Source organism: Acinetobacter sp. FY683 (assembly GCF_059515885.1).
Genome location: NZ_JCAKNA010000015.1, coordinates 23300 through 49425 on the forward strand (window position 1 = coordinate 23300; position 26126 = coordinate 49425).

At 36.2% G+C, this 26126-nt stretch carries 29 protein-coding genes; 21 read left to right on the forward strand and 8 right to left on the reverse strand.

Annotation, left to right across the window (positions count from 1 at the left end):
• Nucleotides 1-2: 2 nt before the first annotated feature.
• The 4 genes from AC5YDH_RS09395 to AC5YDH_RS09410 all read left to right on the forward strand — a co-directional run bounded on the left by AC5YDH_RS09395 (nt 3) and on the right by AC5YDH_RS09410 (nt 2514).
• Complete coding sequence (locus tag AC5YDH_RS09395) at nt 3-392, forward strand: SirB2 family protein (RefSeq protein ID WP_496118820.1); 390 nt, start codon at nt 3-5, stop codon at nt 390-392.
• An 81-nt stretch (nt 393-473) separates the two neighbouring features.
• Nucleotides 474-1316 (forward strand): ParA family protein, encoded by an 843-nt coding sequence (locus tag AC5YDH_RS09400; protein WP_496118822.1) that lies wholly within the window; start codon nt 474-476, stop codon nt 1314-1316.
• 4 nt (nt 1317-1320) lie between these two features.
• Nucleotides 1321-1710, forward strand: a complete 390-nt coding sequence (locus tag AC5YDH_RS09405; protein ID WP_496118824.1) for a hypothetical protein — start codon at nt 1321-1323, stop codon at nt 1708-1710.
• Nucleotides 1711-1923: 213 nt separating this feature from the next.
• Complete coding sequence (locus AC5YDH_RS09410; RefSeq protein WP_496118826.1) at nt 1924-2514, forward strand: LysE family translocator; 591 nt, start codon at nt 1924-1926, stop codon at nt 2512-2514.
• Here the strand turns inward: AC5YDH_RS09410 and AC5YDH_RS09415 are convergent.
• Nucleotides 2511-3149, reverse strand: a complete 639-nt coding sequence (locus AC5YDH_RS09415; protein WP_496118928.1) for a DedA family protein — start codon at nt 3147-3149, stop codon at nt 2511-2513. The two genes, AC5YDH_RS09410 and AC5YDH_RS09415, sit on opposite strands and share 4 nt — an antisense overlap.
• A 194-nt stretch (nt 3150-3343) precedes the next feature.
• On the opposite strand from AC5YDH_RS09415, the gene AC5YDH_RS09420 reads away from it, so the two are divergent.
• The 4 genes from AC5YDH_RS09420 (at nt 3344) to AC5YDH_RS09435 (ending at nt 6869) form a co-directional block, all read left to right on the forward strand.
• Nucleotides 3344-3760, forward strand: a complete 417-nt coding sequence (locus tag AC5YDH_RS09420; protein WP_496118828.1) for a DoxX family protein — start codon at nt 3344-3346, stop codon at nt 3758-3760.
• A 130-nt stretch (nt 3761-3890) separates the two neighbouring features.
• Entirely contained in the window at nt 3891-4256 is a 366-nt protein-coding gene (locus tag AC5YDH_RS09425; RefSeq protein WP_496118830.1) for a NirD/YgiW/YdeI family stress tolerance protein, read from the forward strand.
• A gap of 140 nt (nt 4257-4396) precedes the next feature.
• On the forward strand, nt 4397-5965 hold the full coding sequence (guaA, locus tag AC5YDH_RS09430) for a glutamine-hydrolyzing GMP synthase (RefSeq protein WP_496118832.1): 1569 nt from the start codon (nt 4397-4399) through the stop codon (nt 5963-5965).
• Nucleotides 5966-6230: 265 nt separating this feature from the next.
• Entirely contained in the window at nt 6231-6869 is a 639-nt protein-coding gene (locus AC5YDH_RS09435) for an HNH endonuclease (protein ID WP_496118834.1), read from the forward strand.
• 128 nt (nt 6870-6997) lie between these two features.
• Here the strand turns inward: AC5YDH_RS09435 and AC5YDH_RS09440 are convergent, their stop codons facing one another.
• The gene (locus tag AC5YDH_RS09440; protein WP_496118836.1) at nt 6998-8167 is read right to left on the reverse strand and encodes a GGDEF domain-containing protein; all 1170 of its coding nucleotides are present in this window, start codon (nt 8165-8167) and stop codon (nt 6998-7000) included.
• A 381-nt stretch (nt 8168-8548) separates the two neighbouring features.
• Between AC5YDH_RS09440 and AC5YDH_RS09445 the strand changes: the two genes are divergently transcribed.
• The 3 genes from AC5YDH_RS09445 (at nt 8549) to AC5YDH_RS09455 (ending at nt 10632) form a co-directional block, all read left to right on the forward strand.
• A complete protein-coding gene (locus tag AC5YDH_RS09445; RefSeq protein WP_496118841.1) occupies nt 8549-9496 on the forward strand; it encodes a pirin family protein in 948 nt (315 codons plus the stop codon).
• A gap of 16 nt (nt 9497-9512) precedes the next feature.
• Nucleotides 9513-9911 (forward strand): OsmC family protein, encoded by a 399-nt coding sequence (locus AC5YDH_RS09450; RefSeq protein ID WP_496118845.1) that lies wholly within the window; start codon nt 9513-9515, stop codon nt 9909-9911.
• A 67-nt stretch (nt 9912-9978) separates the two neighbouring features.
• The gene (locus tag AC5YDH_RS09455) at nt 9979-10632 is read left to right on the forward strand and encodes a glutathione S-transferase (RefSeq protein WP_496118847.1); all 654 of its coding nucleotides are present in this window, start codon (nt 9979-9981) and stop codon (nt 10630-10632) included.
• A 42-nt stretch (nt 10633-10674) separates the two neighbouring features.
• Here the strand turns inward: AC5YDH_RS09455 and AC5YDH_RS09460 are convergent, their stop codons facing one another.
• Together AC5YDH_RS09460 and argS are read right to left on the reverse strand one after the other, a co-directional pair.
• Nucleotides 10675-11271, reverse strand: a complete 597-nt coding sequence (locus AC5YDH_RS09460) for an SPOR domain-containing protein (RefSeq protein WP_496118849.1) — start codon at nt 11269-11271, stop codon at nt 10675-10677.
• Nucleotides 11272-11459: 188 nt separating this feature from the next.
• Entirely contained in the window at nt 11460-13250 is a 1791-nt protein-coding gene (gene argS, locus AC5YDH_RS09465; protein WP_496118851.1) for an arginine--tRNA ligase, read from the reverse strand.
• 635 nt (nt 13251-13885) lie between these two features.
• Here argS and AC5YDH_RS09470 point away from each other — a divergent pair.
• The 3 genes from AC5YDH_RS09470 to AC5YDH_RS09480 all read left to right on the forward strand — a co-directional run bounded on the left by AC5YDH_RS09470 (nt 13886) and on the right by AC5YDH_RS09480 (nt 18107).
• Nucleotides 13886-15586, forward strand: a complete 1701-nt coding sequence (locus tag AC5YDH_RS09470) for an NAD-dependent malic enzyme (RefSeq protein WP_496118853.1) — start codon at nt 13886-13888, stop codon at nt 15584-15586.
• Nucleotides 15587-15767: 181 nt separating this feature from the next.
• Nucleotides 15768-17351: a hypothetical protein gene (locus AC5YDH_RS09475; RefSeq protein WP_496118855.1), complete on the forward strand. Its 1584-nt coding sequence runs from the start codon at nt 15768-15770 to the stop codon at nt 17349-17351.
• A 21-nt stretch (nt 17352-17372) separates the two neighbouring features.
• A complete protein-coding gene (locus tag AC5YDH_RS09480; protein WP_496118857.1) occupies nt 17373-18107 on the forward strand; it encodes a nucleotide-binding protein in 735 nt (244 codons plus the stop codon).
• A 50-nt stretch (nt 18108-18157) separates the two neighbouring features.
• Here AC5YDH_RS09480 and AC5YDH_RS09485 read toward each other — a convergent pair whose 3' ends face one another.
• The gene (locus AC5YDH_RS09485) at nt 18158-19075 is read right to left on the reverse strand and encodes a Dyp-type peroxidase (protein WP_496118859.1); all 918 of its coding nucleotides are present in this window, start codon (nt 19073-19075) and stop codon (nt 18158-18160) included.
• A gap of 162 nt (nt 19076-19237) precedes the next feature.
• Here AC5YDH_RS09485 and AC5YDH_RS09490 point away from each other — a divergent pair, with 162 nt between their 5' ends.
• Nucleotides 19238-19858 carry a LysE family transporter gene (locus tag AC5YDH_RS09490; RefSeq protein ID WP_496118862.1) on the forward strand — a complete coding sequence of 207 codons (621 nt, stop codon included), beginning with the start codon at nt 19238-19240 and terminating at the stop codon, nt 19856-19858.
• Between the two features lie 244 nt (nt 19859-20102).
• Here AC5YDH_RS09490 and znuB read toward each other — a convergent pair whose 3' ends face one another.
• From znuB to AC5YDH_RS09505, 3 genes are read right to left on the reverse strand one after another with little or no spacing between them, the layout of a single operon-like run.
• The gene (gene znuB / locus AC5YDH_RS09495) at nt 20103-20903 is read right to left on the reverse strand and encodes a zinc ABC transporter permease subunit ZnuB (RefSeq protein WP_496118864.1); all 801 of its coding nucleotides are present in this window, start codon (nt 20901-20903) and stop codon (nt 20103-20105) included.
• 3 nt (nt 20904-20906) lie between these two features.
• Nucleotides 20907-21689 (reverse strand): zinc ABC transporter ATP-binding protein ZnuC, encoded by a 783-nt coding sequence (gene znuC / locus AC5YDH_RS09500; RefSeq protein ID WP_496118865.1) that lies wholly within the window; start codon nt 21687-21689, stop codon nt 20907-20909.
• Entirely contained in the window at nt 21671-22168 is a 498-nt protein-coding gene (locus AC5YDH_RS09505) for a transcriptional repressor (RefSeq protein ID WP_496118867.1), read from the reverse strand. Before AC5YDH_RS09505 ends, znuC begins: the two co-directional genes overlap by 19 nt.
• Nucleotides 22169-22302: 134 nt before the next feature.
• Here AC5YDH_RS09505 and AC5YDH_RS09510 point away from each other — a divergent pair, with 134 nt between their 5' ends.
• From AC5YDH_RS09510 to AC5YDH_RS09535, 6 genes are all read left to right on the forward strand, one after another.
• A complete protein-coding gene (locus tag AC5YDH_RS09510) occupies nt 22303-23142 on the forward strand; it encodes a metal ABC transporter solute-binding protein, Zn/Mn family (protein ID WP_496118869.1) in 840 nt (279 codons plus the stop codon).
• 171 nt (nt 23143-23313) lie between these two features.
• Nucleotides 23314-23712: an ATP synthase subunit I gene (locus AC5YDH_RS09515; RefSeq protein WP_496118871.1), complete on the forward strand. Its 399-nt coding sequence runs from the start codon at nt 23314-23316 to the stop codon at nt 23710-23712.
• Between the two features lie 105 nt (nt 23713-23817).
• Complete coding sequence (gene atpB, locus AC5YDH_RS09520) at nt 23818-24693, forward strand: F0F1 ATP synthase subunit A (RefSeq protein WP_496118873.1); 876 nt, start codon at nt 23818-23820, stop codon at nt 24691-24693.
• 87 nt (nt 24694-24780) lie between these two features.
• On the forward strand, nt 24781-25026 hold the full coding sequence (gene atpE, locus AC5YDH_RS09525) for a F0F1 ATP synthase subunit C (RefSeq protein WP_000424060.1): 246 nt from the start codon (nt 24781-24783) through the stop codon (nt 25024-25026).
• Between the two features lie 38 nt (nt 25027-25064).
• On the forward strand, nt 25065-25535 hold the full coding sequence (locus AC5YDH_RS09530) for a F0F1 ATP synthase subunit B (RefSeq protein ID WP_496118894.1): 471 nt from the start codon (nt 25065-25067) through the stop codon (nt 25533-25535).
• A 12-nt stretch (nt 25536-25547) separates the two neighbouring features.
• Nucleotides 25548-26084, forward strand: coding sequence for a F0F1 ATP synthase subunit delta (locus AC5YDH_RS09535; protein WP_496118896.1), 537 nt, complete (start codon nt 25548-25550; stop codon nt 26082-26084).
• Nucleotides 26085-26126: the final 42 nt, after the last annotated feature.

The window sequence follows — 26126 nt, forward strand, 5'->3', positions numbered from 1 at the left end:
AGATGAATCCTACACTTATTGCATCAATACATCTTGTTGGTGTTGCGTTGCTTTTTATAATTATTGTTTTACGTGCAACAACCTTATTTAAAGGTGTTCAAGACAATCAACCTAGTCAATCTTTAAGAAAATTATTTGTTGCTGTTCAGCATTCATCTTTAACCATCGTAGTGGTAACAGGTTTTGCTTTATTGATGCTAAAAAACTTTCAAGTTGAGACATGGTTTTATGCCAAAGTCATTCTTTTCTTAGTGATGTTATCTTCATTAATTAAAGCATATAAAAAAGATGACTCAATTTTACTGATTCAGCGTAAAGCAGGATGGGTCATTGCATTGGTTTCTTTTATTGCAATTTATGGTCTTGTTTTGGTAAAACCTGTATTTGGATAATTGTTAGACACTTTCTTCTTGGTCAAAATGCATGTAGGTTAAACTACATGCATTACATAAAAATAAGTTGGGGGAGTAAATATGCTAACAAGAGTTATTTTTAACCAAAAAGGTGGTGTTGGGAAATCAAGTATTGCTGTGAATTTAGCGGCAATAAGCGCACATCAAGGCTTTAAAACACTAGTTATAGATTTAGACCCTCAAGCCAATTCTAGCCAATATTTGCTTGGTGATGATGCAACTTATTCTACAGAGAAGCCTGCATTAGAACCCAATATAGAAAATTATTTTGAAGAAGTCTTGGGTGCAAATCAAAGCAAAGGACTCATTGGCAATACTTTAGGTAGCATCCTCAAAAATAGGTCAAAAGGTTTAGATGCATTTGTTCATCAATCACCGTTTAAAAATTTAGATGTTATTCCTGCAAGCCCTAATTTAGGTGCTTTGGCACATGCCTTAGAATCAAAACACAAAATTTATAAACTAAGAGATGCATTACAACAATTGGAAGGTCATTACGACCGAATTTTTATAGATACGCCACCTGCATTTAACTTTTTTACATTGTCTGCACTTATTGCAGCAGATCGAGTGCTTATTCCTTTTGATTGCGATGTTTTTTCAAAACGTGCTTTATATACCTTAATTGAAAATATTTTAGAAACTCAAGACGATCATAATGATCGGCTTGCAATTGAAGGCATTGTGGTAAACCAATATCAACATCAAGCAAAATTGCCACGTGAGGTTGTCCAGCAACTAATAGATGAAGGGTTGCCTGTTTTATCGAGTATGTTACCGCCATCAGTTATTATGAAAGAATCTCATCATAAAAATTTACCGCTGATTCATTTAGCAACTGAACATAAATTGACGCAAGCCTATGAATTATTGTTCAATGAGCTAGAACAACATTTGAGATAATAAAATGAAAGTGCTCCCGCTTTTTTTACTTGCTAGTACGACTTTCTTTTTAGGTGCATGTGCTACAACGGCTAAACCGACGTATGTTTCGCCTACACAATATCAAGCTTTAAACTGTCAACAACTTCAGGCCGAATATAATCGAATTCAACAACATTTAGACAATGGTGTACAACCTGAAAAACGTACAGGAATGGGCGTTGGAGTTGGCCTAGGTGGTGGATGGGGACGTGGCGGCTGGGGCTTTGGTCCAAGTATTTCAGTGAACATGGGGCAATCTTCAAACACGAAAAAAACTGAAATTTCTAAATTGCTTGGACAGAAAGAAGCAATTGTTCAGTCTGCTCGATTTAAAGCTTGTCCAATTATTGTGAGAAATAAAGCGACTTCTTAATTGAAATTTCACTCTGTTATTAAGTTTTCGACAAATAACAGAGTGAAAATATTAGCAAATGTTTCATAAATAAAATAATAAAAACATATACTTGTGTAATTTTTTATTTAAAATGACCTATTCAGTTTTTATTTTTAAAAAGTCAATATCTTGTTATTTTTCATAACTTTCGTTTAATGTGTGCATCTTAATAGTAGTTGAAAATGTGCATAGATGATTGAGAGTTGGCTTTTTGTTTTAGCCGTAATTGCAGTATTGATGATTCCAGGACCGACCAATGCATTGTTGGCAAGTTCGGCACATCAGCAAGGTATAGCAAAAACGAGTCTTTTTATTCCAACACAATTATTGGGCTATTTGTATGCTATTAGTTTGTGGGCATTGTTTATTCATTTATGCTCACCAATGTGGCCACATCTTATTCCTATTCTACATTTCTTTAGTGCGATATATGTTTTATGGCTTGCCTTTCGTTTATGGAAGCTTTCATATTTAGAGCAACATAATCAGCGCCATACTTCTATTCATCCTCGTCAATTGTTTTTCGCAACATTAAAAAATCCAAAAGCATTACTTTTTGCAGCGGGTATTTTCCCGACAGAAACATGGAGTAGTGTGACCAATTGTATTTCAGTTTATGCTGTATTCTGTTTAGTGCTTGTACCTACGGCAATGTTTTGGATGTCGTTTGGTCGTGCAATTTTATCTGGGCAGTTAAATAGAATAAAAGCCGATCAATTTTACAAAGGATCGGCTTTATTGCTTGTTGTGTGTATGCTACCTGTTATAGCAAGATTTTTTTAGTTGGTTTTTACTTTAAAAAATTTTTGTTTAATTAAGCCAATAATGCCAGGTAATACACTAATAATAATAATACCGAAAATAAGGTGGGTGAAATTATCTTTAACAATTGGCATATTGCCAAATAAGTAGCCTAAAACTACAAAAGATGAAATCCAGAAGAATCCGCCAATGACGTTATAGCTTAAAAAGTATTTGTAATTCATATGACTTGCACCAGCTACAAAGGGTGCAAAAGTACGTGCAAAAGGCACAAAACGTGCAAAAATAATGGTTTTCCCGCCATGTTTTTCAAAGAATTTTTGCGTTGCGACTAAATGCTTTTTATTAATAAAGCGGGACTCAATTTCAAAGACACGTGGTCCAATATATTTACCAATATGGTAATTGAGTGTGTCACCCAATACTGCAGCAACAAAAAGTAGCGGAATGAGAATCCATGGATCCATTGCTCCTGTAGACGCTGCAAGTGCGCCTGCTGCAAACAATAAACTATCGCCTGGTAAAAAAGGCATTACCACAAAACCTGTTTCTACAAAAATAATAAGAAACAAAATAGCGTAAATCCATACCCCATAATTGGTAATGAATTCTAGTAGATGGTCGTCTACGTGTAAGATAAAACTAATGAGATCCATTGGGGGTAAAACACTGAAAAATGTATCCAAATCCTAACAGCCACAGTATGGAAAGTCAGCATTAAAAAAATAAATATTTCCTTTAATACCGTTCTTTATTTGATACGATAGGTGTTATTTTTCATGTTTATACTAAATTTATTAATGAATAAAATGGATACATCTTCATAAATGATCTAAAAATAGGTTTTAAAATGATTAATCCAAATATTGTTGTTAAAAATATTGTCAATAAAATACAAATAAATACAGGTATTTCTTTGATTGCTCGTATTTTGGTTGCATATATATTTATTGTTGCAGGGTATGGGAAAATTTCAGGTTATGAAGCAACAGCAGGATATATGGAGGCAATGGGTGTTCCCTCAGCTTTATTGCCATTAACTATTCTGATTGAGCTTGGAGGTGGCCTTGCAATTTTATTCGGTTTTCAAGCACGCTTAGTTGCTTTAGGTTTAGCTTTATTTAGTTTAATGACTGCATTTATATTTCATGGTGGTGCAGAAGATGCTATTAACTTTATGAAGAACCTATCTATTGCGGGTGGCTTATTCTTTGTAGTGTTACAAGGTGCGGGAAAACTAAGTATTGATCATTTAATTGAAAAATAATGATAAGAGTCGTGAAAAAAGGTTGTACTTGTTAAGACCTTTTTATTGCAAAGTTACAATAAGTCAGCGTACTTCAAAGGTGTAATTTGATTAAATAATATACTTAATACTTTAAGAAGAGCAAAATTATATGAAAAAATTAGGTTTAGTTGTTATTGCAACGACTTTGGTTATGACTGTAAATGCTTGGGCAGGAAAAGATGATCATGTGATTATCCAAGAGGCTGCAAATAACCATGTTCAAGTGATTCAAGCTAAAAAATTAGCAGATGAGACTGCTGTAACTTTAACAGGAACATTGGTTAAAAAAATTGATGCTGAAACGTTTGAACTTAAAGATGCTACAGGTACAATTTTATTAGAAATTGATGATGATATTTCAAGAGTAACACCCATTAAAGTTGGCGATAAAGTGAAAGTAGTCGGTGAGGTAGATACACATCGCTATAAACCAACAGATATCGAAGTGGTACATTTAGAGAAAATTACCCCTTAAAGTATGAAATAGTTGAGGTATTTTTCATTATATATGTTTGAAAAATACCTTTTTATTTAGCTTGTCCGAATAGTGTGCGTAGTTGCTTTAAAAATGTTAGAATATCGCGCTTATATTCGTTGCCTGCATAGTTGTTTGCCATGACTACCAATACCCAAATTACTGAAGATCGTATCCTTATCTTGGATTTCGGTTCTCAATATAGCCAGCTTATTGCACGTCGTGTACGTGAAGCTGGTGTTTATTCAGAAATGTACGCATTTGATATGTCTGAAGAAGACATTCGTGCATTTAACCCAAACGGGATCATTCTTTCAGGTGGTCCAGAAAGTGTTTATGAAGCTGGTAGTCCACGTGCCCCTGAAGTTGTATTCAACTTAGGCGTGCCTGTACTTGGTATCTGCTATGGTTTACAAACCATGTCACAACAGCTTGGCGGTAAAGTAGAGCCAGGTGATGTACATGAATTTGGTTATGCAGAAGTCGACATCCAAGTACGTGATAAATTGATTGGTGATCTTGAAGATACTAAAGATCAATTAAAAGTGTGGATGAGCCACGGCGATAAAGTAACGGCAATTCCTGAAGGATTCCAAGTTACTGCAAGTACGCCTAGCTGCCCATTTGCAATGGTATCTGATGAAGCTCGCCGTTTCTACGGTATCCAGTTCCATCCAGAAGTAACGCACACTGCTAAAGGTGCTGAATTACTTTCTAACTTTGTTCACGGTATTTGTGGTTGCCGTAACTTGTGGAACTCTGAAAACATCATCGATTTACGTGTTGAGCAACTTCGCGCGCAAATTGGCGATCAAAAAGTGTTATTAGGTCTTTCAGGTGGTGTAGATTCATCTGTAGTAGCAGCGCTTTTACACCGTGCCATTGGCGATCAATTGACTTGCGTATTCGTAGATAACGGTTTACTTCGTTTGAACGAAGGCGAGCAAGTGATGGACATGTTTGCGAAAAACATGGGTATTCGCGTGATTCGTGCCGATGCTGAAGAGCGTTTCTTAACTGCGCTTAAAGGCGAAGTTGATCCTGAGAAAAAACGTAAAATCATTGGTCGTGAGTTCATTGAAGTATTTGCTGAAGAAGCACGTAAGCTTGATGGCGTAAACTTCCTTGCTCAAGGTACGATTTACCCTGACGTAATCGAATCTGCTGCAACTAAGAATGGTAAAGCACATGTAATTAAATCACACCACAACGTGGGTGGTTTACCAGAAGATTTAGCGTTTGAATTGGTTGAACCAATCCGCGATTTGTTCAAAGACGAAGTACGCCGTTTAGGTACAACTTTAGGTCTTCCATTTGAAATGCTTTACCGTCATCCATTCCCAGGTCCAGGTCTTGGTGTTCGTATTTTGGGTGAAGTGAAAAAAGAATATGCTGACATTTTACGTTTAGCTGATGACATCTTTATGCAAGAACTTCGTGCAAGCGGTTGGTATGACAAAACTGCGCAAGCATTCGCTGTATTCCAACCAGTTAAATCTGTTGGTGTGGTAGGTGATGGGCGTCGTTATGCATGGGTAATTGCACTTCGTGCTGTTGAAACTGTAGACTTTATGACAGCTCGTTTTGCGCATCTTCCATACGATTTAGTAGATAAGATTTCTACTCGTATCATGAATGAAATTGCTGATGTTTCTCGTGTTGTTTATGACGTATCGTCTAAGCCACCAGCAACAATTGAATGGGAGTAAAATTGGGAATTCTAAAAGCGATAGCTTTTAGCCGATTTTACGCCAGGAGCTATGCTCGCGGCAGACTGGGATTTCACGAAGCACTGCTTCGTGCCAGTTTTACGGCAAAGGCCATGCCTGAGCCAGTTAGGGATTTCAAAATGAATATCTTTAACTTCCAATAAAAAAAGGACGCTTAGGCGTCCTTTTTTTTATGTATATTTAAATTGTCTAATAATAATAGAAAGTTATGGGATTTTATCGATGGCTTGTTGATGAAAAAAGGTTGTCTAGTTCAACAGCCTCTAAATATGATTTAGTCATTAAGAATAGAATTTTAGAATGGTTACCAAGTTATGAGTTACCAAAGAATAGCATTGAGTTTGAAGCGCTTAAACAAACTATATATGGGTTGGATATTTACCAAGAAAGAAATCGAATTGGTAATAATATGTATTCATCTGCATTAAATCATTATGGGAACTATCTCAAAGAATATGATTTAAAAGATGAAACTATTTTTAGAAATGATCAAAAGTTTACATCGGAAGCTGAAAAATTAATTAAGGTTAGATTGACCCAAAATAAATTTAGAAAAAGTCTTTTTGATATTTATCCGAATTGTGCTATTTCAGGAATGAATAATGCTTCCTTTCTTATAGCATCTCATATTAAACCTTGGGCTGTAAGTACGGAGTTAGAGAGATTAGATTCCTATAATGGTTTATTGCTAACCCCTAATTATGATCGCCTGTTTGATCGAGGATTTATTTCCTTTCGCCCCAGTGGTGAGATTATTGTTTCTAACAAATTAGTAAAAGAAGAAAGAGCATTTTTTAATATACCTAAATCTTTATGTATTCAGTTATCTTTGAAGCATAAAGTTTATTTAGAATATCATGCGGATATGGTATTAAAAAAATAGGGTCTATTCGTTATTTTTAACTTAGATCTTCATGAAGAAATGTATTGAAAATGAATTAAATAACAAAGAAATTTTTTCTGAGAGTGTAGTAATTAATACAGTGAAATTTTAATGAATTTAGTATTTGCTTAACTGGCTTTCATGACCAAGTTACGACCTGCTGATTTTGCAGAATATAGCGCAGTATCTGCGTGTTTAATTGCATCATCTAAAGTATCTTTATGATAATCAATCATTGTTATACCGATGGAAATTGTGTAGTAAATAGGTCCCATATTTGCAACGATAACAGGTGTTTGTTCAATTTTTTGACGCAATCTTTCAGCAATTAAATATGCATTTTCTTCTTTTGTGTTGGGAAGTAGGGCAATAAATTCCTCACCACCATAGCGTGCAAACAAATCACTATTACGTAAAACGGTTTTGCAAACATCGGAAATTTTCTTTAATACAGCATCTCCCACATCATGTCCATAATTGTCATTAATCAATTTAAAATGATCGACATCGAAAATGAGTAGAGCCATAGGTTTTTGATCGATTGAATTATCTATAATTGTCGCTTTAGCTCTACGCTCAAAATATCGACGATTATCAATACCAGTTAGCATATCTGTATGTGCCATTAATTCTAAAATTTGGCGGTTAAAACTTTCTAATTTGTGATGTAAAAAAATATTCCGAGATTTATAAGTAGAGCCCCAACTCATGACTAAACTGAAAACTAAAACAGGAGTGTAGCTGAGTAAATATAGAATAAACTGTCCTAATACCTTCTCTGTTGCATAATAAGCACCTACTAGATTAACGATGGTAATCAAGAGCGAAATAATAAGAGCAGGCGTGAAGCGAACCTGAATACATAAGTTTGCTAAAACAATGAAGACAATGGATGAATAAATATAAATGGGAACATTGGGACTATCTGATAAATTGACTAGATAAAACCAAAGCGCTGATGCACCAATAATTGAACAAGGCAAAATGAGGTCAAAAATCTCAACCTTTCGATAATACTTATATAAATATAAGGTTATGGAAGATGCAAATAATGTATAAACTAGTTTATATAAAACAGTAGTAAGCCCTACATCCGCAATTACGAACCAGTCTGCAATACTATATAAAGCATAAGCGACTTGAGCAATTAAGTTGATGTGTAATAAATATTTGAGTTTAAGATCTTTTTGATATTCAAGGTATTCTTGGTCATATTGTTTAGGAATTCGAGCAAGCATAGTCCGTAATGCTTGTCGCACTAATAAGCGAGATTCTTGTTCATATTCTTGATAAATCACTTATTTGCCCCAAAAAATATAAATATGCAAAAAACGATCAATATATGTTCATTATATAATTGTATATTAATTGTAAATAGTAAATTTTTGAAATAAATAAACTCGATATAAAACAATCAAATGTAAGTGTTTGTAAAATATTAAGCTTCAATGGTGAACTAGTTTTTGTTTTTTTATTGGAAATGCGTGACTCACTCCAAGTATTTAAATTTCATAAACTTAAGATTTTAAAAATCAATTTTTAATGAAAGCATTGTCCTATAAATAATATTCTGCATACTAATTTAATGGTGGGAGTCTATTCAAATTAAGGCTAATATTTCATTCTTATGTAGTCTCTTTATTGATTAAAAGAGAGCCAATCAGCTTTGGAATAAACTTATGACAAATACAAACTATACAGAACTTTCAAAGTCGGATGATTGTGAAAAATTCATTAATCAGTTTATTCAAGATATTCCACTGCGTGATGCAGAAATTGGTCGTGGCACAATCATTAAACGTGCATTACCAAGTCGTCATAAAAGAATGATTGGTGCATGGTGCTTTTTAGACCATGCAGGTCCTGTTAGCTTTCCAGCCGGTGATGGTCTAGATGTGGGCCCACATCCACATATTGGTTTACAGACTTTTACTTGGATGATTGAAGGGACAATGTTGCATAACGATAGCGTTGGTTCAGAACAGTTAATTCGTCCAAAACAAGTTAATTTAATGACAGCAGGTTATGGTATTTCACATACTGAAGTTGCACCAGATACCGAAACGAAAATGCATGCGGCTCAGCTTTGGATTGCATTACCTGATGATAAAATGAATATGGCACCGCGTTTTGATCATTATCCTGAGTTGCCTGTCGTTGAAAAAGATGGTGTTGAATTTACGATATTGGTGGGTGAATTTTTAAATACTACATCTCCAGTTGCGGTACATACAGAGCTTTTGGGTGTGGACTTAGCGGCAAAGGCACCGACAACAACTCGCTTAAAGTTGAATCCTAAATTTGAATATGGATTTATGGCATTAGAAGGGACGGCAACTGTTAATGGGCATGAATTAACTAAAGATAATATGCTGATATTAAATGTTGGTGTAAGTGAAATAGATATTCAAATACATGCGGATTCACGTATTTTATTATTGGGTGGTGAGCCATTTGAATCGCCAATTTTATTGTGGTGGAACTTTGTTGGTCGAACTCAGGAAGAGTTGAAACATGCACGTGAACAATGGATGAATCATGATGTACGTTTTGGTACGATTCCAGATTATCAAGGTTTAAGATTAGAAGCCCCTGTATTCCCAGAAAAGATGCGAGCATCTAAATAGTATAAGGAAGTTAAATATGGCGATCATTGCAAATGCAATAGTTCAGACCTTAACGCAACCATGGTCGGGACAGATCACGAGTGGTAAACACCAACTTATTACAGATAAGCCAGAATCTTTTGGTGGGCAAGATCAAGGTTTAGCGCCGTATGATTTGTTATGTGCCAGTTTAATTTCATGTACGATGATTACCTTGAGAATGTATGCGCAGCATAAAGGTATAGATTTTGGAAATTTTGTTGTAGAAGCCGACTTTAAAGCGAACAAAGACGGTGAAGAATGGATTGCGCGTCGATTAAGTTTTAAAAATGAGCTTAATGATGAGCTAAAACAAAAGATTTTGGCTATTTGTTCAAAAACACCAGTCACTAAAACTTTGTTGCGATCGGTGGAAATAAAAACAACACTGCTGTAAATTGAGAAGCACTTTCGAGAGAAAGTGCTTTTTTTAAAGGAAATAAAAACAAAAAAGGAGAGAAAAGATGTTGATCGTACATCACTTAGAACATTCACGTTCATTTCGTATTTTATGGGCTATGGAAGAGCTTGGACTAGAATATAAAATTAAATTTTATAAGCGTTTAGCATCACGTGCAGCACCACCTGAATTAAGGAAAATACATCCTTTAGGAAAAGCCCCAATTCTGACGACCAATGAGGAAACACTTGCAGAATCTGCAATGATTTTAGAATTTTTGCAAGATGAATTTGATGTTGAGCAAAAGTTTAAGCCACAAGAAAAAACAGCATATAGGCAATATCAATATTGGATGCATTATGCGGAAGGTTCGCTTATGCCGTACTTAGTGATGACTTTAGTTATTAATAGTGTGCCAAATCGCGTACCGTTTTTAATCCGTCCTGTTGCTACAAAAATAGTGGATGGAATTAAAAAGAGTTTTGTGAATCCAAGAATTCAGGAGCATATCCAATATTTAGAGGACTATTTATCTCAGCATGAATATTTTGCAGGTGATGCATTTAGTTTTGCAGATATTCAGATGGGCTTTCCTTTAATTGCTATGCAGGAACGGATAGGAGGGGATCACCCCAATATTGATGCCTTTATTGAGCGGGTTAAAGTTAGGCCTGCTTATTTAAGAGCAATTATGCGTGAACAAAATTTAGAGAAATAAATACCCAAGAAAAAAGGATGCTTATAGCATCCTTTTTTAGACTTAACGCTTTACTACAATAGAGTCGATACCACTGTGTTGTAAGGTTTGTTGAGCAATTAGCGCTGCATCTTGTGAGTCGTATGGACCAGAAATAACGCGATACCAAATTTCACCACGTTCAGTGGTTTTTATGACATCGGCAGATAAGCCATTTAAAATAATTTCAGCTCGGCGGGCATCTGCTGCATCGGGGTCATTATAACTACGTACTTGTAAGATATAGTTTGCTTTTTCTACGGCTTGTTGAGTCGTTAATCCTGTCGCTTCGGAAGTGGGTTGATTATTTGATGGTGCTTCAATAATGACAACAGGATTCTTATCTTTTGTTTCAGGAACAGCTTGTTCAGGAATAGGAGTAACTTGCTGTTGAGGCAATAGATCGTAAAAGCGGTAATCTTTATTGGTTTCTTCGTTGTTTTGTTGAGGTGCAACTTGGTCTTTGGGTTTCACGGGTTCCCAAGGCTTCCACAACAGAAGTGCTACAGCAAAAGAAAGTACAATTAAAATAACCACAAGTGTACCTAGCCAAGAAGGAATTAGTGGCTTTTTAGGTTTGTTGGGTCTTTCTGATACACCACGCTGAGTTTTTCCAAACACGAGGGGAACCTCATTCTTATTTATTACGATAGAACCTATGCCACAGGACTAAGCAAGGCGATGATTTATTCATTTTCTTAATTTGCTTAGTTGTTGATATTACAGAAAAATGTATTTCCTGTAATCTCTTTTTTTTAAAAGAAAGATCATGTTAAAAACATGATCTTTCATGGAAAGCAATGCTTTGCTTACATGCTCTCAGGAGCAGAAACACCTAATAGCTCTAAACCATTTTTAAGTACTTGCTGAACGTTTACAGATAGCAATAAACGCGCTTGTGTTAATTCAGCATCATCGCCGAGTACTTTATGTTCGTTGTACCAACCATGGAATAATGCAGCAAGCTCTTTTAAGTAATTGCCTACTTGATGTGGTTCATGGCTATTTGCAGCACGAGTCACGATTTCAGGATAAGCTGCAAGCTTAGCTAAAATTTCTGCTTCAGTTTCAAGCTCTAATTTAGCAGCAAATTGACGTGCATTTTCAGTAGAGAATTGAACGCCTGTGGATGCAGCTTTTTCTAACATACGGCAAATACGTGCGTGTGCATATTGAATGTAATACACAGCATTATCTTTACTTTGAGAAACGGCAAGATCTAAGTCAAAGTCAATGTGCTGTTCAGATTTACGCATTACATAGTAGAAGCGCGCAGCATCATTACCAACTTCTTTACGAAGATCGCGTAATGTTACATATTGACCCGAACGAGATGACATTTGAACCATCTCACCGCCACGCCATAAGCTAACGAACTGAACTAAAAGTACAGTGAGTTTTTTAGAGTCATAACCCATTGCATCAATTGCAGCTTTTACACGAGCAATGTAGCCATGGTGATCGGAACCCCAAATATCGATAATATCTGTATAACCACGTTGAAGCTTGTTTAAGTGGTATGCAATGTCAGATGCGAAGTAAGTTGTTTGACCATTACGACGTTTTACAACACGATCTTTTTCATCGCCAAATTCAGTCGATTTGAACCAGATGTTGCCATCTTTTTCATATAAGAAACCACGTTGATCAAGCGTTTGAAGTGCTTCTTCAATTTTTTCAGTTAATGTTGCTTCACTGAACCATTGGTTAAATGTTACGCCAAACTCACCAAGGTCATCTTTAATATCTTCAAGAATTGCTTTTAAAGCTGCTTGATGGAAAACACGGTAGCCTTCGCCAATGAGTGCTTGTGAGTTAAAAATTAGACCATCAATGTGTTTTTCTTTGTCGCCAGACAGAACAACTTTGTTGCCTTCAGCATCTAACTCTGCAGCGTATTGAACATCTTCAGGAACGTCTTTATATACGTCAGCAATAGGACGTACGTAAGCATCGCCATCTTGATCAATAATGCTTTGTGCGATTTCTTTTACATAGTCGCCTTGGTACGCATTTTTAGGGAATACAAGTTCTTGACCTGTAAGTTCTAAATAGCGAAGGTATGTCGATGTTGCAAGGATGTCCATTTGACGCCCTGCATCATTGACATAATATTCACGGTCAACTTTTGCACCTGTTGCTTCAAGTAAATTAGCAACAGTCATACCGTATGCAGCACCACGACCATGACCTACGTGTAGGCTTGATGTTGGGTTTGCAGAAACAAATTCAACCTGAATGCGTTTTTCAGCATTGGCTTGTGTACGACCGAATTGATTTTTTTGTGCCTGAATTTGGTCTAAAACAGCGAAGCGTTGATCTGCATTTAAAAAGAAGTTGATAAAGCCAGGACCTGCAATTTCTGCTTTGCTGATATCGGCAACTTCAGGAAGGTTTGCAAGAATTTTTTCAGCTAAATCTCGTGGTTTCATACCAGCAGCTTTAGAACCAATCATCGCAATATTAGATGCGAAATCGCCATGACTTCGATCTTTAGTACGAGTCAAAATGCTTGTATTGTTCCATTCAGATGGGAGTACACCTTCAGCTTGAAGGGATTGCACTGCATGATCGAGCGCTGCTTGTATTGCCGTATTCATAATCAGTCGAAAAAGATGTCGCAGAAAAACAGTAAATATAGCAAATTTCGAGCTCTTTAGGTAAACGCAATTGTATTGAATGAATATTGTCCGATAATTTTTTTACTTTTTGATGCATTTTTAATGAATTGAGTAGATTGTTAAGCATACGGATGTCAGATGAACAGGTGTTTTGATGAGATATTGGATAGAAAATATATAAAAAGTGAACGACTTTTATTGTATTTGATGAGAGGTATTATTTTTTACTCATGTGCTATGTAATTTAGATTGATAGAAGATGCTACCTAAATAAGATATCAAAACTCCTATTCAGATAGTCGTAATTGGTATTTTTTGGGGAAATGCCAAATTTAATAAAAATAGAAAAAATTATGAAATGACTAAAATATAAAAAATGGTAAAAATTCATTTTTTTTATGAAAAAATAAATATTTTTAGCTGTTTTTTGAGTAAAACAGAGGTTTTTATATAAGATAACGCTATCACTCAAGTGGCTAAATCATTTGTAAATTATTATCAATTAATTAAATGACATTTTTTTGTGAAATGACGCTAAGCTATAGCAAGTAAATATAGATGGAATAAATTTTCTCAGATTATTTCATTTGATGACCCTCACAATGAGATCGGAAATGACATTAGACCAAACCAAAGCAAAAAAGCCTTTATACATTCCCTATGCAGGTAATACCCTTTTAGAATTGCCCCTTTTGAATAAGGGCTCAGCATTTAGCGACGAAGAGCGTACAACATTTAATTTGAACGGGCTAATCCCGCGTGTTGTTGAAACAATTGAAGAGCAAAGTCAGCGCTCATATCAGCAATATAGTGCATTTGATGAAGCTATTAATAAGCACATCTATTTACGTAATATTCAAGATACCAACGAAACATTGTTCTATCACTTAGTTGAAAATCGTTTAAGTGAAATGTTACCTATTATTTATACACCAACAGTGGGTGAGGCATGTCAGCGTTTTTCTGACATTTATCGCCGTCATCGTGGTGTATTTATTTCATATTCAGATCGTCAGCAAATTGATGAAATTTTACATAATGTAAGTAAGAAGAATGTGAAAGTTATCGTTATCACTGATGGTGAGCGTATTCTTGGTTTAGGTGACCAAGGCATTGGTGGTATGGGTATTCCAATTGGTAAGTTGTCGCTCTATACCGCATGTGGTGGTATTAGCCCTGCATATACTTTACCGATTACGATTGATGTCGGAACAAATAACGAAGAGCTTTTAAATGATCCTATTTATATGGGATTAAAGCATCCTCGTATTCGTGGTGAAGAATACTACAATTTTGTTGATGAAATTATTGCAGCCATTCAACGCCGTTGGCCTAATGTTTTAATTCAATTTGAAGACTTTGCTCAAGTTAATGCAATGCCTTTACTAAATAAATATCGTGATAAAGTTTGTTGCTTTAATGATGATATTCAAGGCACAGCAGCAGTTTCGGTGGGTAGTTTAATCGCTGCTTCACGTGCTGCGGGTAAAAAATTAAAAGATCAAATTGTTACTTTTGTGGGTGCAGGTTCTGCTGGTTGTGGTATTGCGGAGCAAATTATTTCGCAGATGGTGGCAGAAGGCTTAACCGATGCGGAAGCACGTAAACGTGTATTTATGGTTGATCGTTTTGGCTTGGTAACACATAAACAACCCGATTTGCTCGACTTCCAAAGTAAGTTGGCACAAAACTATGAAGAGGTTGGGGCGTGGGCATCTTCAGGTGAAATTATTAGCCTATTGGATGTCGTTAAAAATGCCAAGCCAACGGTTTTGATTGGTGTTTCAGGTCAGCCAGGATTATTCACAGAAAAAGTAATTAGAACGCTTGCACAACAGTGTCAACGTCCGATTATTCTTCCATTGTCTAACCCAACATCACGTGTTGAAGCACTTCCATCAGATATTATTCAGTGGACAGAAGGCCGTGCATTAATTGCAACAGGTAGCCCATTTGAACCTGTGCAATATGAAGGTAAAACATTTAATATCTCTCAATGTAATAACTCTTACATTTTCCCTGGTATTGGTTTAGGGGTGTTGGCAGTAAATGCGACTCGAGTAACGGAAAGCATGTTAATGGCATCGAGTAATGCCTTGGCAGATTGTTCTCCAAAATTGCAAGATATTGATGCAGATTTACTACCAGATTTGAATGAGATTCAAAAAGTATCGAAGTTTATTGCATTTAGAGTTGCAAAAGCTGCCATGGCTGCTGGTGTTGCGCCACTAATTAGTGATGAATTATTGAGTAAGTCGATAGAAGATAATTTCTGGAAACCAGAATATCGAGAATATAAACGAGTTACATATTAAGTAATTAAAAAAAGGAGATTGAAAAGTCTCCTTTTTTTTTGTTAAACTGTATGATATATAAACAATAAAAAGATTGTAAAAGGGTTCTTCTTTGTATTTGTAAGCGATTGGAAAATGCCGTTTATCATATACAATGAGAAATTAATAATAATATTTACTATTATCGAGTTAGATAATGAGTATGGAATCAAAATTTAATATTTATATCTATTTATCGATTTTAATCATTGTATTAATGGTTGTGTCGATTCTAATTCAAGTCTTACTCATGAAGAGAATTTTCTATTTTCAAAGAGATTTTCTAGAAGTAGGAGAAAGTAATAATAGGGCTTCTAAAGACCCTATTGGCATTTCACAACCAATAGCTTCTGATACGTCGAATAACAAAGAGCAAGCTTATATATTTTTAAAAGAGCATACTGCTGCGTCTTTGGAAGAAAGTTCTGTGGTTAAAGCAGAAAAACCTGTCGAATCAAAAACTGAAGAACAGCAAGAGAAAGATATAAGAAAGCCAAGCAATCATTCAGTTGTAGATACTGAATTTGATAAGCATGCTACGCAAACTTTAGTTTCTACGAGTGAAAATTTTGAGGCAGAAAAAAAGACATCAGTTAAGCCTGGTCTTTATTCACAAAATATAGTGTCTAAAAAGAAACAAAATCAAATTCAGTATAGATCTATTGTTTTAAATCAAAATTCAGTAGAAATTTCTAAAAAAGATAGAGCGAATAAAAGAGCTCTAGAGAAAGATGAATTGTTCATAGAGTCTACAGGTCAAGAGGCAGATAACCATAATGTAGCTCAACAAATAGCTGTGACTTCAGGTGGTGAAAAGACAGTTGTAGATGATCAGATCCTTGTTAATCAGCCATTAGATAGTACTGTTATTTCAAATAGTATTGAAAATGTGAATAGTCTTTCGATCAGTGAATTTGTTAAAACAGATTTAGAGCAACAGGAAATAAAGGCTCATTTTTCATCAGAGATAAATTCAGAAAAAATAAATTTGGATCAAAAAGAAGAGCATTCAGAAGATACGATAGTTAGTAATATAGGAAGTGTCGTATTAAATGAGACTACAGAAATTTCAAAAGATACTGTTTTACAGAACTTAGAAGTTTCATCTCAACATGAGGATGTTCTTGCCAATAGCCTTCATATCAAAGCGACATCTGCATTTCCGAATAAAGATGAAGTTCAAGAGTTAATTGGTCTTGAAAAAGTTCTTCAAACGAGCAATGTTTCTGATGACATTGATTCTGAAGTAAAGCCACTAAAACAAGAGCAGCAGCGAGCAGAAAAATCAGGATTAGAAGAAAAACTTCATGAACAATCTTTCGTGATTGAAGATAGAGTTTCTAAATCTGAAGAGTTAATTTCCACTATTTCTCAGGCGGATACTCAAATTTTAGTTGAAGCTGAAAAAATGAGTGATAAAGGTGAAATCGTCTTTTTCTCGGGGGTAAATAGCGATTTTTCTCATACAATAAAAAGTGATTCTTTGAATGATATTCTTGTATTGGAAAAAGGTATTCTTCATAACCTTGGGATTAAGCCAGAGTCTACTCATAAGAGCAGTGATATCACTAAAAATAAAATGAATAAGTTAAAGTTATTTGATAATGTTGTAAAAAAACTGACATCTAATAATCAGCAAGAAGTTGATGCTTCTTTAATTCAAAGTCATATTGAAAATGTAGAAAGTGAAGTCTCTTTTGATGGAATTAGAGATACCTATCAGAAAATTTTTAATGAATATAAATAAAAAATTTATAAGGAATAAAATATGAGCCTCTCAAAAAATTCGATCCACATCGTGACCCAAGCGAAAGGTGGTGTTGGTAAATCGTTTATATCAAGAATATTGGTTCAGTATTTACGTGAATATATGAAAGTATTTTGTTTTGATGCAGATCCACTTAATGATGGATTAGTTGCATTTAAAGGTTTAGAGGCACATAAATTGGGACTTAAAATGCTCAATGGTAATTTTGATTCTCGGGCTTATTACGATCCTTTATTTGAAACAATTTTATTAAATGACTGCGCTTTTTTAATTGATAGTGGTGCAAGTACGCATATTAATTTTATTAGCTATATTAAGGGTAGTGATATTCTCAATTTGTTCAAAGAAAATAACCGAGATATCGTATTCCATATTCCGCTTTCTGGAACAGTAGATTTTAATGATTGCTATAAAGAGCTACTAAAATTATCAGAGATTCTTCCTGAAAATAAAATTGTGATTTGGGAAAACTCATTTAATGGTGATGTAGATAAAAGCTATAGAAATGATGCGCAATTTAAAGCACTAACAAATGTGTTGGGTATTGTTGAATTAGAAAATCTGCAAGGCGCCCCATTGTTACAAGATATTGAGCTTATGCATAAGCAAAATTTAATATTTAGCGAAGTAGATGCAAATCCAAATTATTTTGGTGCCATTATTCGTAGACGTTTATCTCTTTATAAACATTTTGTTTTTGATCAATTAGATGAAGTTTTTAATGTGAAGCACTAAATTTTGAATAAAAAAACAGCACATTAAGTGCTGTTTTTTTATGTCTTGGATTAGTTTTCTAAGATAGTTTCTAGTAAGTTTTCACTTGGGGCAAAATAATAAGCCCCATCTTTAGGTGTAACAAAATGAAGAAGGCGGTCGTGAATACCATCACCACTTGTACCAAACATGCGTAAAAGCATTGAGTCTATAATCGACAGATTGTTGGTGTAGGCAATGAAGAATAAGCCTTGATCACCTTTACCATCACCATAAGGAAGAGAATGACGTAAAATTGCCATTTCCTCTCCATCATCATCTTCTACAACGGTACGAGAAACGTGTGAATTTTCAGGTTGAATATCATCATCAAGTTCAATGCTTTCTAGTTTGGTGCGACCAATAACATGTTCTTGAGCATCAACTTTTAGTTTTTTCCACTTTTCCAAGTCATGCGCATAGCGTTGCGCAAAAATAAAAGAACCATCAGCAAATTCATTCTCACCCGAAAGTAAAGCCGTTTCTGCTCGATCATCAGGGAATTGTGGGTTTTCAGTACCATCAATAAAACCAGTTAAATCTCGACCATCAAATTGGCGGAAGCAAACACGTTCATCTAATACTTCAACGTTGTTTTGAATGCCATCGAAGAATGATTGGCTCAAGGTGAAACATAAATCGGCACGTTGTGCTGCAATGTGAATAATGACATCGGCAGGAATAACAGGCATTTCAAAGGAGCCATGAATAGGGGCTAATTGTTTAAAGCCTTCAGGTCGTTTTGAATAAAGTTGATCCCAAAGCTCAGGACCAAACGCGACTGCGGTTTTAATATCTGCATGTGGATGTTGGCTGATCAGGCGATCACGTGTCGAAATTAAATTTTCAATACTTTCTTTTAATTCTGAAATGCTTAAATCTTTTAAACGTAAAACAATAAAACGGGCATGATCTGATGGTAATGGCAAAATTACAGATTGGGCGGTCATTCATGGCTCCTAAATATTTTATCTTTCTTGCAGACTTGGCTTATTGTGCCTGATGGGCAAAGCTCTGAATAGTATAAAACAAATAATTCATGATTGAATTTTAAAGCTATGAAAAGTGTAATAGTTCTATAATGCCTTGATTTTATTTTATTCGGTTCAATCATGTCCTATCAAATGTGGATTGCTTTCATGCTTGCATGTTGGGTAATTAGTATTTCTCCGGGTGCTGGTGCTATTGCATCTATGTCGAGCGGATTGAATTATGGCTTTCGTCATGGTTATTGGAATGTATTAGGGTTGCAACTGGCATTATTGGTTCAAATTGCTGTTGTGGCTGCTGGTGTAGGGGTTTTATTTGCCACAAGTCCTTGGGCATTTTTTATTGTGAAGTGGTTTGGTGTTGCTTATTTGCTATATCTTGCCTATTTACAGTGGAATGCGCCAGTTCAGTCAATAGATATTCAAAATGATTTACCAAACAAGTCGCGTACTCAACTTGTCTTATATGGTTTCTTGGTCAATATGAGTAATCCCAAAGCAATAGTTTTCTTATTGGCGGTATTACCTCAGTTCTTGGACTTATCAAAACCGCAATGGTTGCAATATGTCATTATGACTATGACTATGATTAGTATCGATTTGATTGTTATGGCTGGTTATACAGGTTTAGCTGCTAAAGTATTAAGAATGTTGAAATCTGCTAAACAGCAAAAAATAATGAATCGTACCTTTGCTATTTTATTTACATGTGCGGCAAGTCTATTGAGCTTTGTACATCAATAAATGTTAAGGCGTTTCTAGTTGTATTATTTATGGAGATTAAAAAAAAGGCAAAAAGATTTGACATTTTAAATAAGTGTGATATAGTTCTCATTATAAGAAGTAAACAATAAACAAATCAACAAGTTTTGCATTTTCAGACTCCTTCGCTCCCCCAAGTGATGGAGTCTCTTTTTATGTGTGATATTTAAAAATTAATCCCAAAAAAAACCATCAAAAATGATGGTTTTTACTTAAACTATTTTTTTTAAATTAATCTTTTAACTTTTTGAATAATAAATATTATGGCAAAAAGAATAGACATCGTTAAAACAATGCTTAATCCTGTTGAAATATCTAAACCTGCGCTTGACCATAAACCAACACTTACACCAATTTGTGCGATGACAAATGCCCAAATGACCATTTGCTTTGGAGAGTGAGAGAGTAGGCGAGCAGTGAGTGCGGGAATGACAAGTAATGCACCCATCAGTAAAGAGCCAACTGCACGTAAAGCTAATACTGTAAATAATGCAAGTAAAAGCATAAAGATTAGACGCTGCCAATGTGCATTTACACCTTCGCTCATTGCAATATCAGGATCTATTGCAATTTGAATTTGTGCGGTCCAATATTTATATAAAACTGCGAGAGCAACGGCAATAACAATTGCAAATACAGGTAAGTCTGCCCAAGAAATTTGTAAAAGATCGCCAAATAAATAGCTTAATAATTCTGGGCGTAGCGTTGGTAAATATTGAATGAGCAATAAACCAGAGCATAAAAGTGTAGCTGAGCAGAGTGCCAGAAGTGCATCATTTGGGAGTCGTGGGTCGTGTAGTACCCATAAAATAGCGACCAATAATAATGCTAAAAATGTCACACCAACCCATAGAGGTAAACTTAAAATACCTGCAACAGCAACACCTAATAATGTTCCATGGGCCATAGTATCTGCGAAAAAAGACATGCGACGCCAAAGCATTAGACAGCCTAATGGTGCAGTTAAAAACACAAGTAATGTGCCCATTGTCCATGCAGGTAATAGTAGTTGTAACCATTCCATCATGGCTTAAGCTTCCGGTTCTGGGTGAATATGTGGGCGTGAGTCACGTTCGCACGTTGTCGCAGTATCACCATGAGCACAATGATTATGGTGATGTTGATAGAACACACGATTTGTACCGAAAATGGCTTGGTAAGCTGGATCTTGCTGAATATTTTCAGGTAAACCACTACAGCAAATATGTTTGTTTAAGCATACAACACGTTGTGTACCTTGCATAACCCATTGTAAATCATGTGAAACAATCAGTATCGAGCAACCGTATTTTTCAGGAAGGCTACGAACATAATCATAAAGTTCTGCTTCAGACTGAATATCTAAACCCTGCATGGGTTCATCTAAAACTAAAACATTGGGTTGTCTGAGTAAGGCACGTGCTAATAACACACGTTGACGCTCACCACCTGAAAGTTGTTGAACCCTTGAGTTTTCTAGCTTTGAAATGCCTGTGTCTTGAATAATTTGCGCTTTAATATCTTTTGGGCAAACTTCAAGATCGAGTAAGTCTTTTACTCGTAAAGGTAAGCTATGAGAAGGATTGAATTTTTGGGGTACATAAGAAAATTTAAGATTCGATTTCGCGTGAATACTGCCTGATTTGGGTTTCACAATGCCAAGTAAAACCTTAATAAGCGTAGATTTCCCTGCACCATTGGGTCCAATTAGCGTGACAATTTCACGGTCGTATAATGTGAAATCTACATTCTTTAAAATTTCTCTATCATCTATATGAACAAAAATATTTTTAAGTTCAATGACTGGACTTTCAGTTATTGCTTGTGGCTGCACTGATGACAAACTCCAGAGATTTCAATAATACTATGCTGCGCTATAAAGTTGTCTGCAGCAGATAAGGTCGCAAGTTGTTGTAATAAACCTTGAGCAGAAGCTTCTGTAACAGATTTACATTCTGTGCAAATTAAAAATGCAGCCTGATGTCCTTCGCGAGGATGACAACAAGGAATATAAGCATTAATAGATGTCAGGCGATGAATAAGCCCTTTTTCTAATAAAAAATCTAAAGTCCGATAAACGGTAGGTGGGGCAGCAGGGCGTTCTGAACCATTTTTTAAATTTGCTAAAAGGTCATAGGCACCAACAGGACCTGACGCAGAAAGTATGAGTTCTAACACTTGTTTGCGTAAGGGTGTGAGGCGTGCTCCTGTTGCAACACAAAGACTTTCAGCATCTGCTAGACGTTGATCAATATTGTGATGACCATGTACGCCGTGTAAAGTATCGTGATGTTCATGAGAACATGAGCCCATAGCAACCTCATAGATTTAGAGCAAAAAATATACGTTGAATTTTAACATGAAGTGAGTGGAGTTTCGATTCGGGATGTATATTTTTATTGGTTTGTTATATTATAACATTTTTTAGAGCTGTAAGCGATTTATCCATGTCCCGTTTCTTTGCATTTTGTATATTTGCTGTGATGAGTAGTTTGAGTTGGTCTCAATCTATTGTTGTTTCTACACATCCAATTTATTTAATTGCTGAGAAAATTACAGAGGGTGTGGAAAAGCCTATTTTATTACTTAAAGATCAAGCGGGTCATGATGTGACATTAACACCAGCACATCGAAAAACAATTCAAGATGCAGCTTTAGTTATTTGGCTTGGTCCACAGCATGAAGCACCATTGAATAAGCTCTTGGCAGATAATCCTACTGCAATTTCAGTTTTAGAATCAGGTATTGTTCAAACATTACCGCAACGTGATGTGCGTGGTAAGTCAATTAAAGGGACTCTAGATACGCATGTATGGTTAGATCCGAATAATGCAGTCCGTATTGGTTTCTTTATTGCGGCATTACGCTCGCAACAACAACCAGAACATAAAGCGAAGTATTGGGCAAATGCTCAAAAGTTTGCAAAAGAGATGCTATTTGCTGCAAATAAACATAACACGACATTATCTGCAAAGCCGTATTGGTCATTTCATGATGCCTATCAATATTTAGAGCGCCCATTAAACTTAACATTTGCGGGTGCATTAACCTCGGACTCGCATATGGCACCTACAGTAACTCAGATTAAGTACTTAAATGACCATCGTCCAATGACAAAAATGTGTTTACTTGCGGAAGGTCATGCAAGTAAAAATCAGTATCAAAAGCTAGGTGATATTTCATTTCAAAAAGTGGATGAAAGTATGAGCGGGGAAGGGGACTTTGTTGTAGGTTGGAGCAAATTGACCCAAGAAGTTCAAAAATGTGTGTTAAATGCACGAAAGTAAACTATTTATTAAACAAAAATAAATATAAAGCCGATGTTATATAGTTGCAAAAAAACTCGACTTAGGTCGGGAAAAGATTGCATGTTTAGGGGGCTAACTCTATAATGCCTTCGATAAAAATCGATCACCGGTTAAACTTGTCAAGCATTAGTGCTGTAAGTGGAAATGTATATGAGCCGAACTAGTCGCATGATTGATCGACGATTAGCGAAAGCTTTAGTCCTCATACAAGCATGTATGATTCCTGTTTCAGCCTTGATTGCGTTGGTCTTGAAAGACACAACTGCTGCATACAGCGCCGCTCTTGGAGCGTTAGTTTGTTGGTTAGCAAGTAGTTATTTTTCTTGGCAGTCGTTTCGAACGGCAGGCGCGCGAGCAACGAAGCAAGTTCTTTTGAACATGTATAGGGGCATGATGGGCAAGTTTGCTATAGTGATCGTTGGATTCATTTTAATTTTGAGCAATGTTAAACCGTTGTCAGCGGTCGCATTGTTTTGTGGGTTTATTCTCGTTCAAGCCATGTCGTGGGTTGCACCTTTTTGTGTTTCACGCTTTCAGAAACGAGTTTAAGCACAACAAAAATTGAAAAGTTTTTTTGGAGTGGAACGAGATATCAAGCAGCACGCGATATTCGTTTTCTCTATATTAGTATTTGACATTGACCAGGTGTGATTTATGGCTGCTGAAGAACATGCCCTTACTTCGACCGAGTATATCAAGCATCATTTAACGAACATGACTTATGGCAAAATGCCAGACGGTTCTTGGAAGTTAGCTGAAACTGCTGATGAAGCTCAACAGATGGGGTTCACTGCTATTCACTTGGATTCTATGGGTTGGTCTATCACGCTCGGTGTGATTTTCTGTTTGTTGTTCTGGTGTGTAGCGAAAGCTGCAAACTCTGGTGTTCCTACCAAGTTCCAGTCTGCAATTGAAATGATCATTGAGTTTGTTGACTCAAGTGTCCGCGACACTTTCCATGGCAAATCACGTTTAATTGCTCCATTAGCATTAACCATCTTCGTGTGGATTTTCCTCATGAACGCGATGGACTTAATACCAGTTGACTTTATCCCGTATACAGCTCAATTGATTGGTGCGCACGTATTTGGTATGGACCCTCACCACGTTTACTTTAAAATTGTTCCATCTACTGACCCTAACATTACCCTTGGTATGTCATTGTCTGTATTTGTTCTTATTTTGTTCTATAGTATTCGTGAAAAGGGTATTAGTGGTTTTGTTGGCGAATTGGCACTTAACCCATTTAACCCAAGTAACCCAGTTGCAAAAGCGTTATTAATTCCAGTGAACTTAATTCTTGAATTAGTAACATTCCTTGCACGTCCAGTTTCATTGGCTCTTCGACTTTTCGGTAACATGTATGCAGGTGAGTTAATCTTCATCTTAATCGCGTTATTACCGTTCTGGATCCAATGGGCTCTGTCTGTGCCTTGGGCGATCTTCCACATTCTTGTTATTACGTTACAAGCATTCATTTTCATGATGTTAACTATCGTATACTTGAGTATGGCTAGCGAAAAACATTAATGGTATTGCCTAACTGTCATACGATGGTTAGGCCTATAATTTTTTTTAATTTAACTTGGTATAAAACCTAACCTCTGAGGAATTATCATGGAACTCACTTTAGGTCTAGTTGCAATCGCATCTGCTATCTTGATCGCTTTTGGTGCTTTAGGTACTGCGATTGGTTTTGGTCTTTTAGGCGGTCGCTTCCTTGAAGCTGTAGCTCGTCAACCAGAATTGGCTCCACAACTACAAACTCGTATGTTCTTAATCGCAGGTCTTCTTGATGCTGTGCCTATGATCGGTGTTGGTATTGGCTTGTTCTTCATCTTCGCTAATCCATTTGTAGGTTAATCAGCTTAATTCCTAAATTAAACTATTGAGGAATAGCAATGAATATCAACCTCACATTGATTGGCCAAGCGATTGCGTTTGCGATGTTTGTCGCATTCTGCATGAAGTTTGTATGGCCACCACTAATCAATGCGATTAGTGAGCGTCAGCGTAAAATCGCTGATGGCTTAAACGCTGCTGAAAAAGCGAAAGCTGATCTTGCGGATGCGCAAGCTCAAGTGAAAGCTGAATTAGACGCGGCTAAAGCACAAGCGGCTCAATTGATCGAACAAGCGAACCGTCGCGGTGCGCAATTGGTAGAAGAAGCGCGTACTCAAGCATCTGCTGAAGGTGAGCGTATTCGTCAACAGGCTAAAGAAGCTGTTGATACTGAAATCAATGCTGCTCGCGAAGAATTACGTCAACAAGTTGCTGCTCTTGCAGTTGTTGGTGCTGAGAAAATTCTTAGCCAACAAGTTGACGCAGAAGCTCACAATGCCATGCTGACTCAGCTGGCTGCTAAACTTTAAGAGAGGCGGATTATGGCTGAACTCTTGACGTTGGCACGCCCATACGCTAAAGCAGCATTTGCTTACGCTTCTGAGCAAAGTGCAACTGACTCTTGGTCAACAGCACTTGAATTGCTCAGTGCTGCGGTGCAAGACGAAGCATTTTCAGCTTTCTTAAATCGCCCTGAGCTTACTCCTGCTGAGCAGGTAAGTGTGATTGCTAAAGTTTTAGGTGAAGACCAAAACGCTGCAGTGTCAAACTTTTTGACATTGCTTGCCGAAAATGGCCGTTTGTCACTTCTTCCTGAAATTGCTGCAGAATACGAACAGCTCAAATCACAGAATAACAATACTGTGGATGTTGTGATTGAATCAGCATTCCCATTGACTTCTGTACAAGAACAATTACTTGCACATGCTTTAGAGAAAAAATTCAAAGCTGCAGTAAATGTTTCTGTAGAAGTTAAACCAGAGCTAATTGCTGGTGTAGTTATTCGTGCAGGCGACCAAGTGATAGATGATTCTGCGCTTAACAAGCTTGAAAAAATGCGGACTCGTCTTCTTGCTTAATTGCTCGAAGACTGAACTTTAAAAAGATTGAGGTATAGCGCA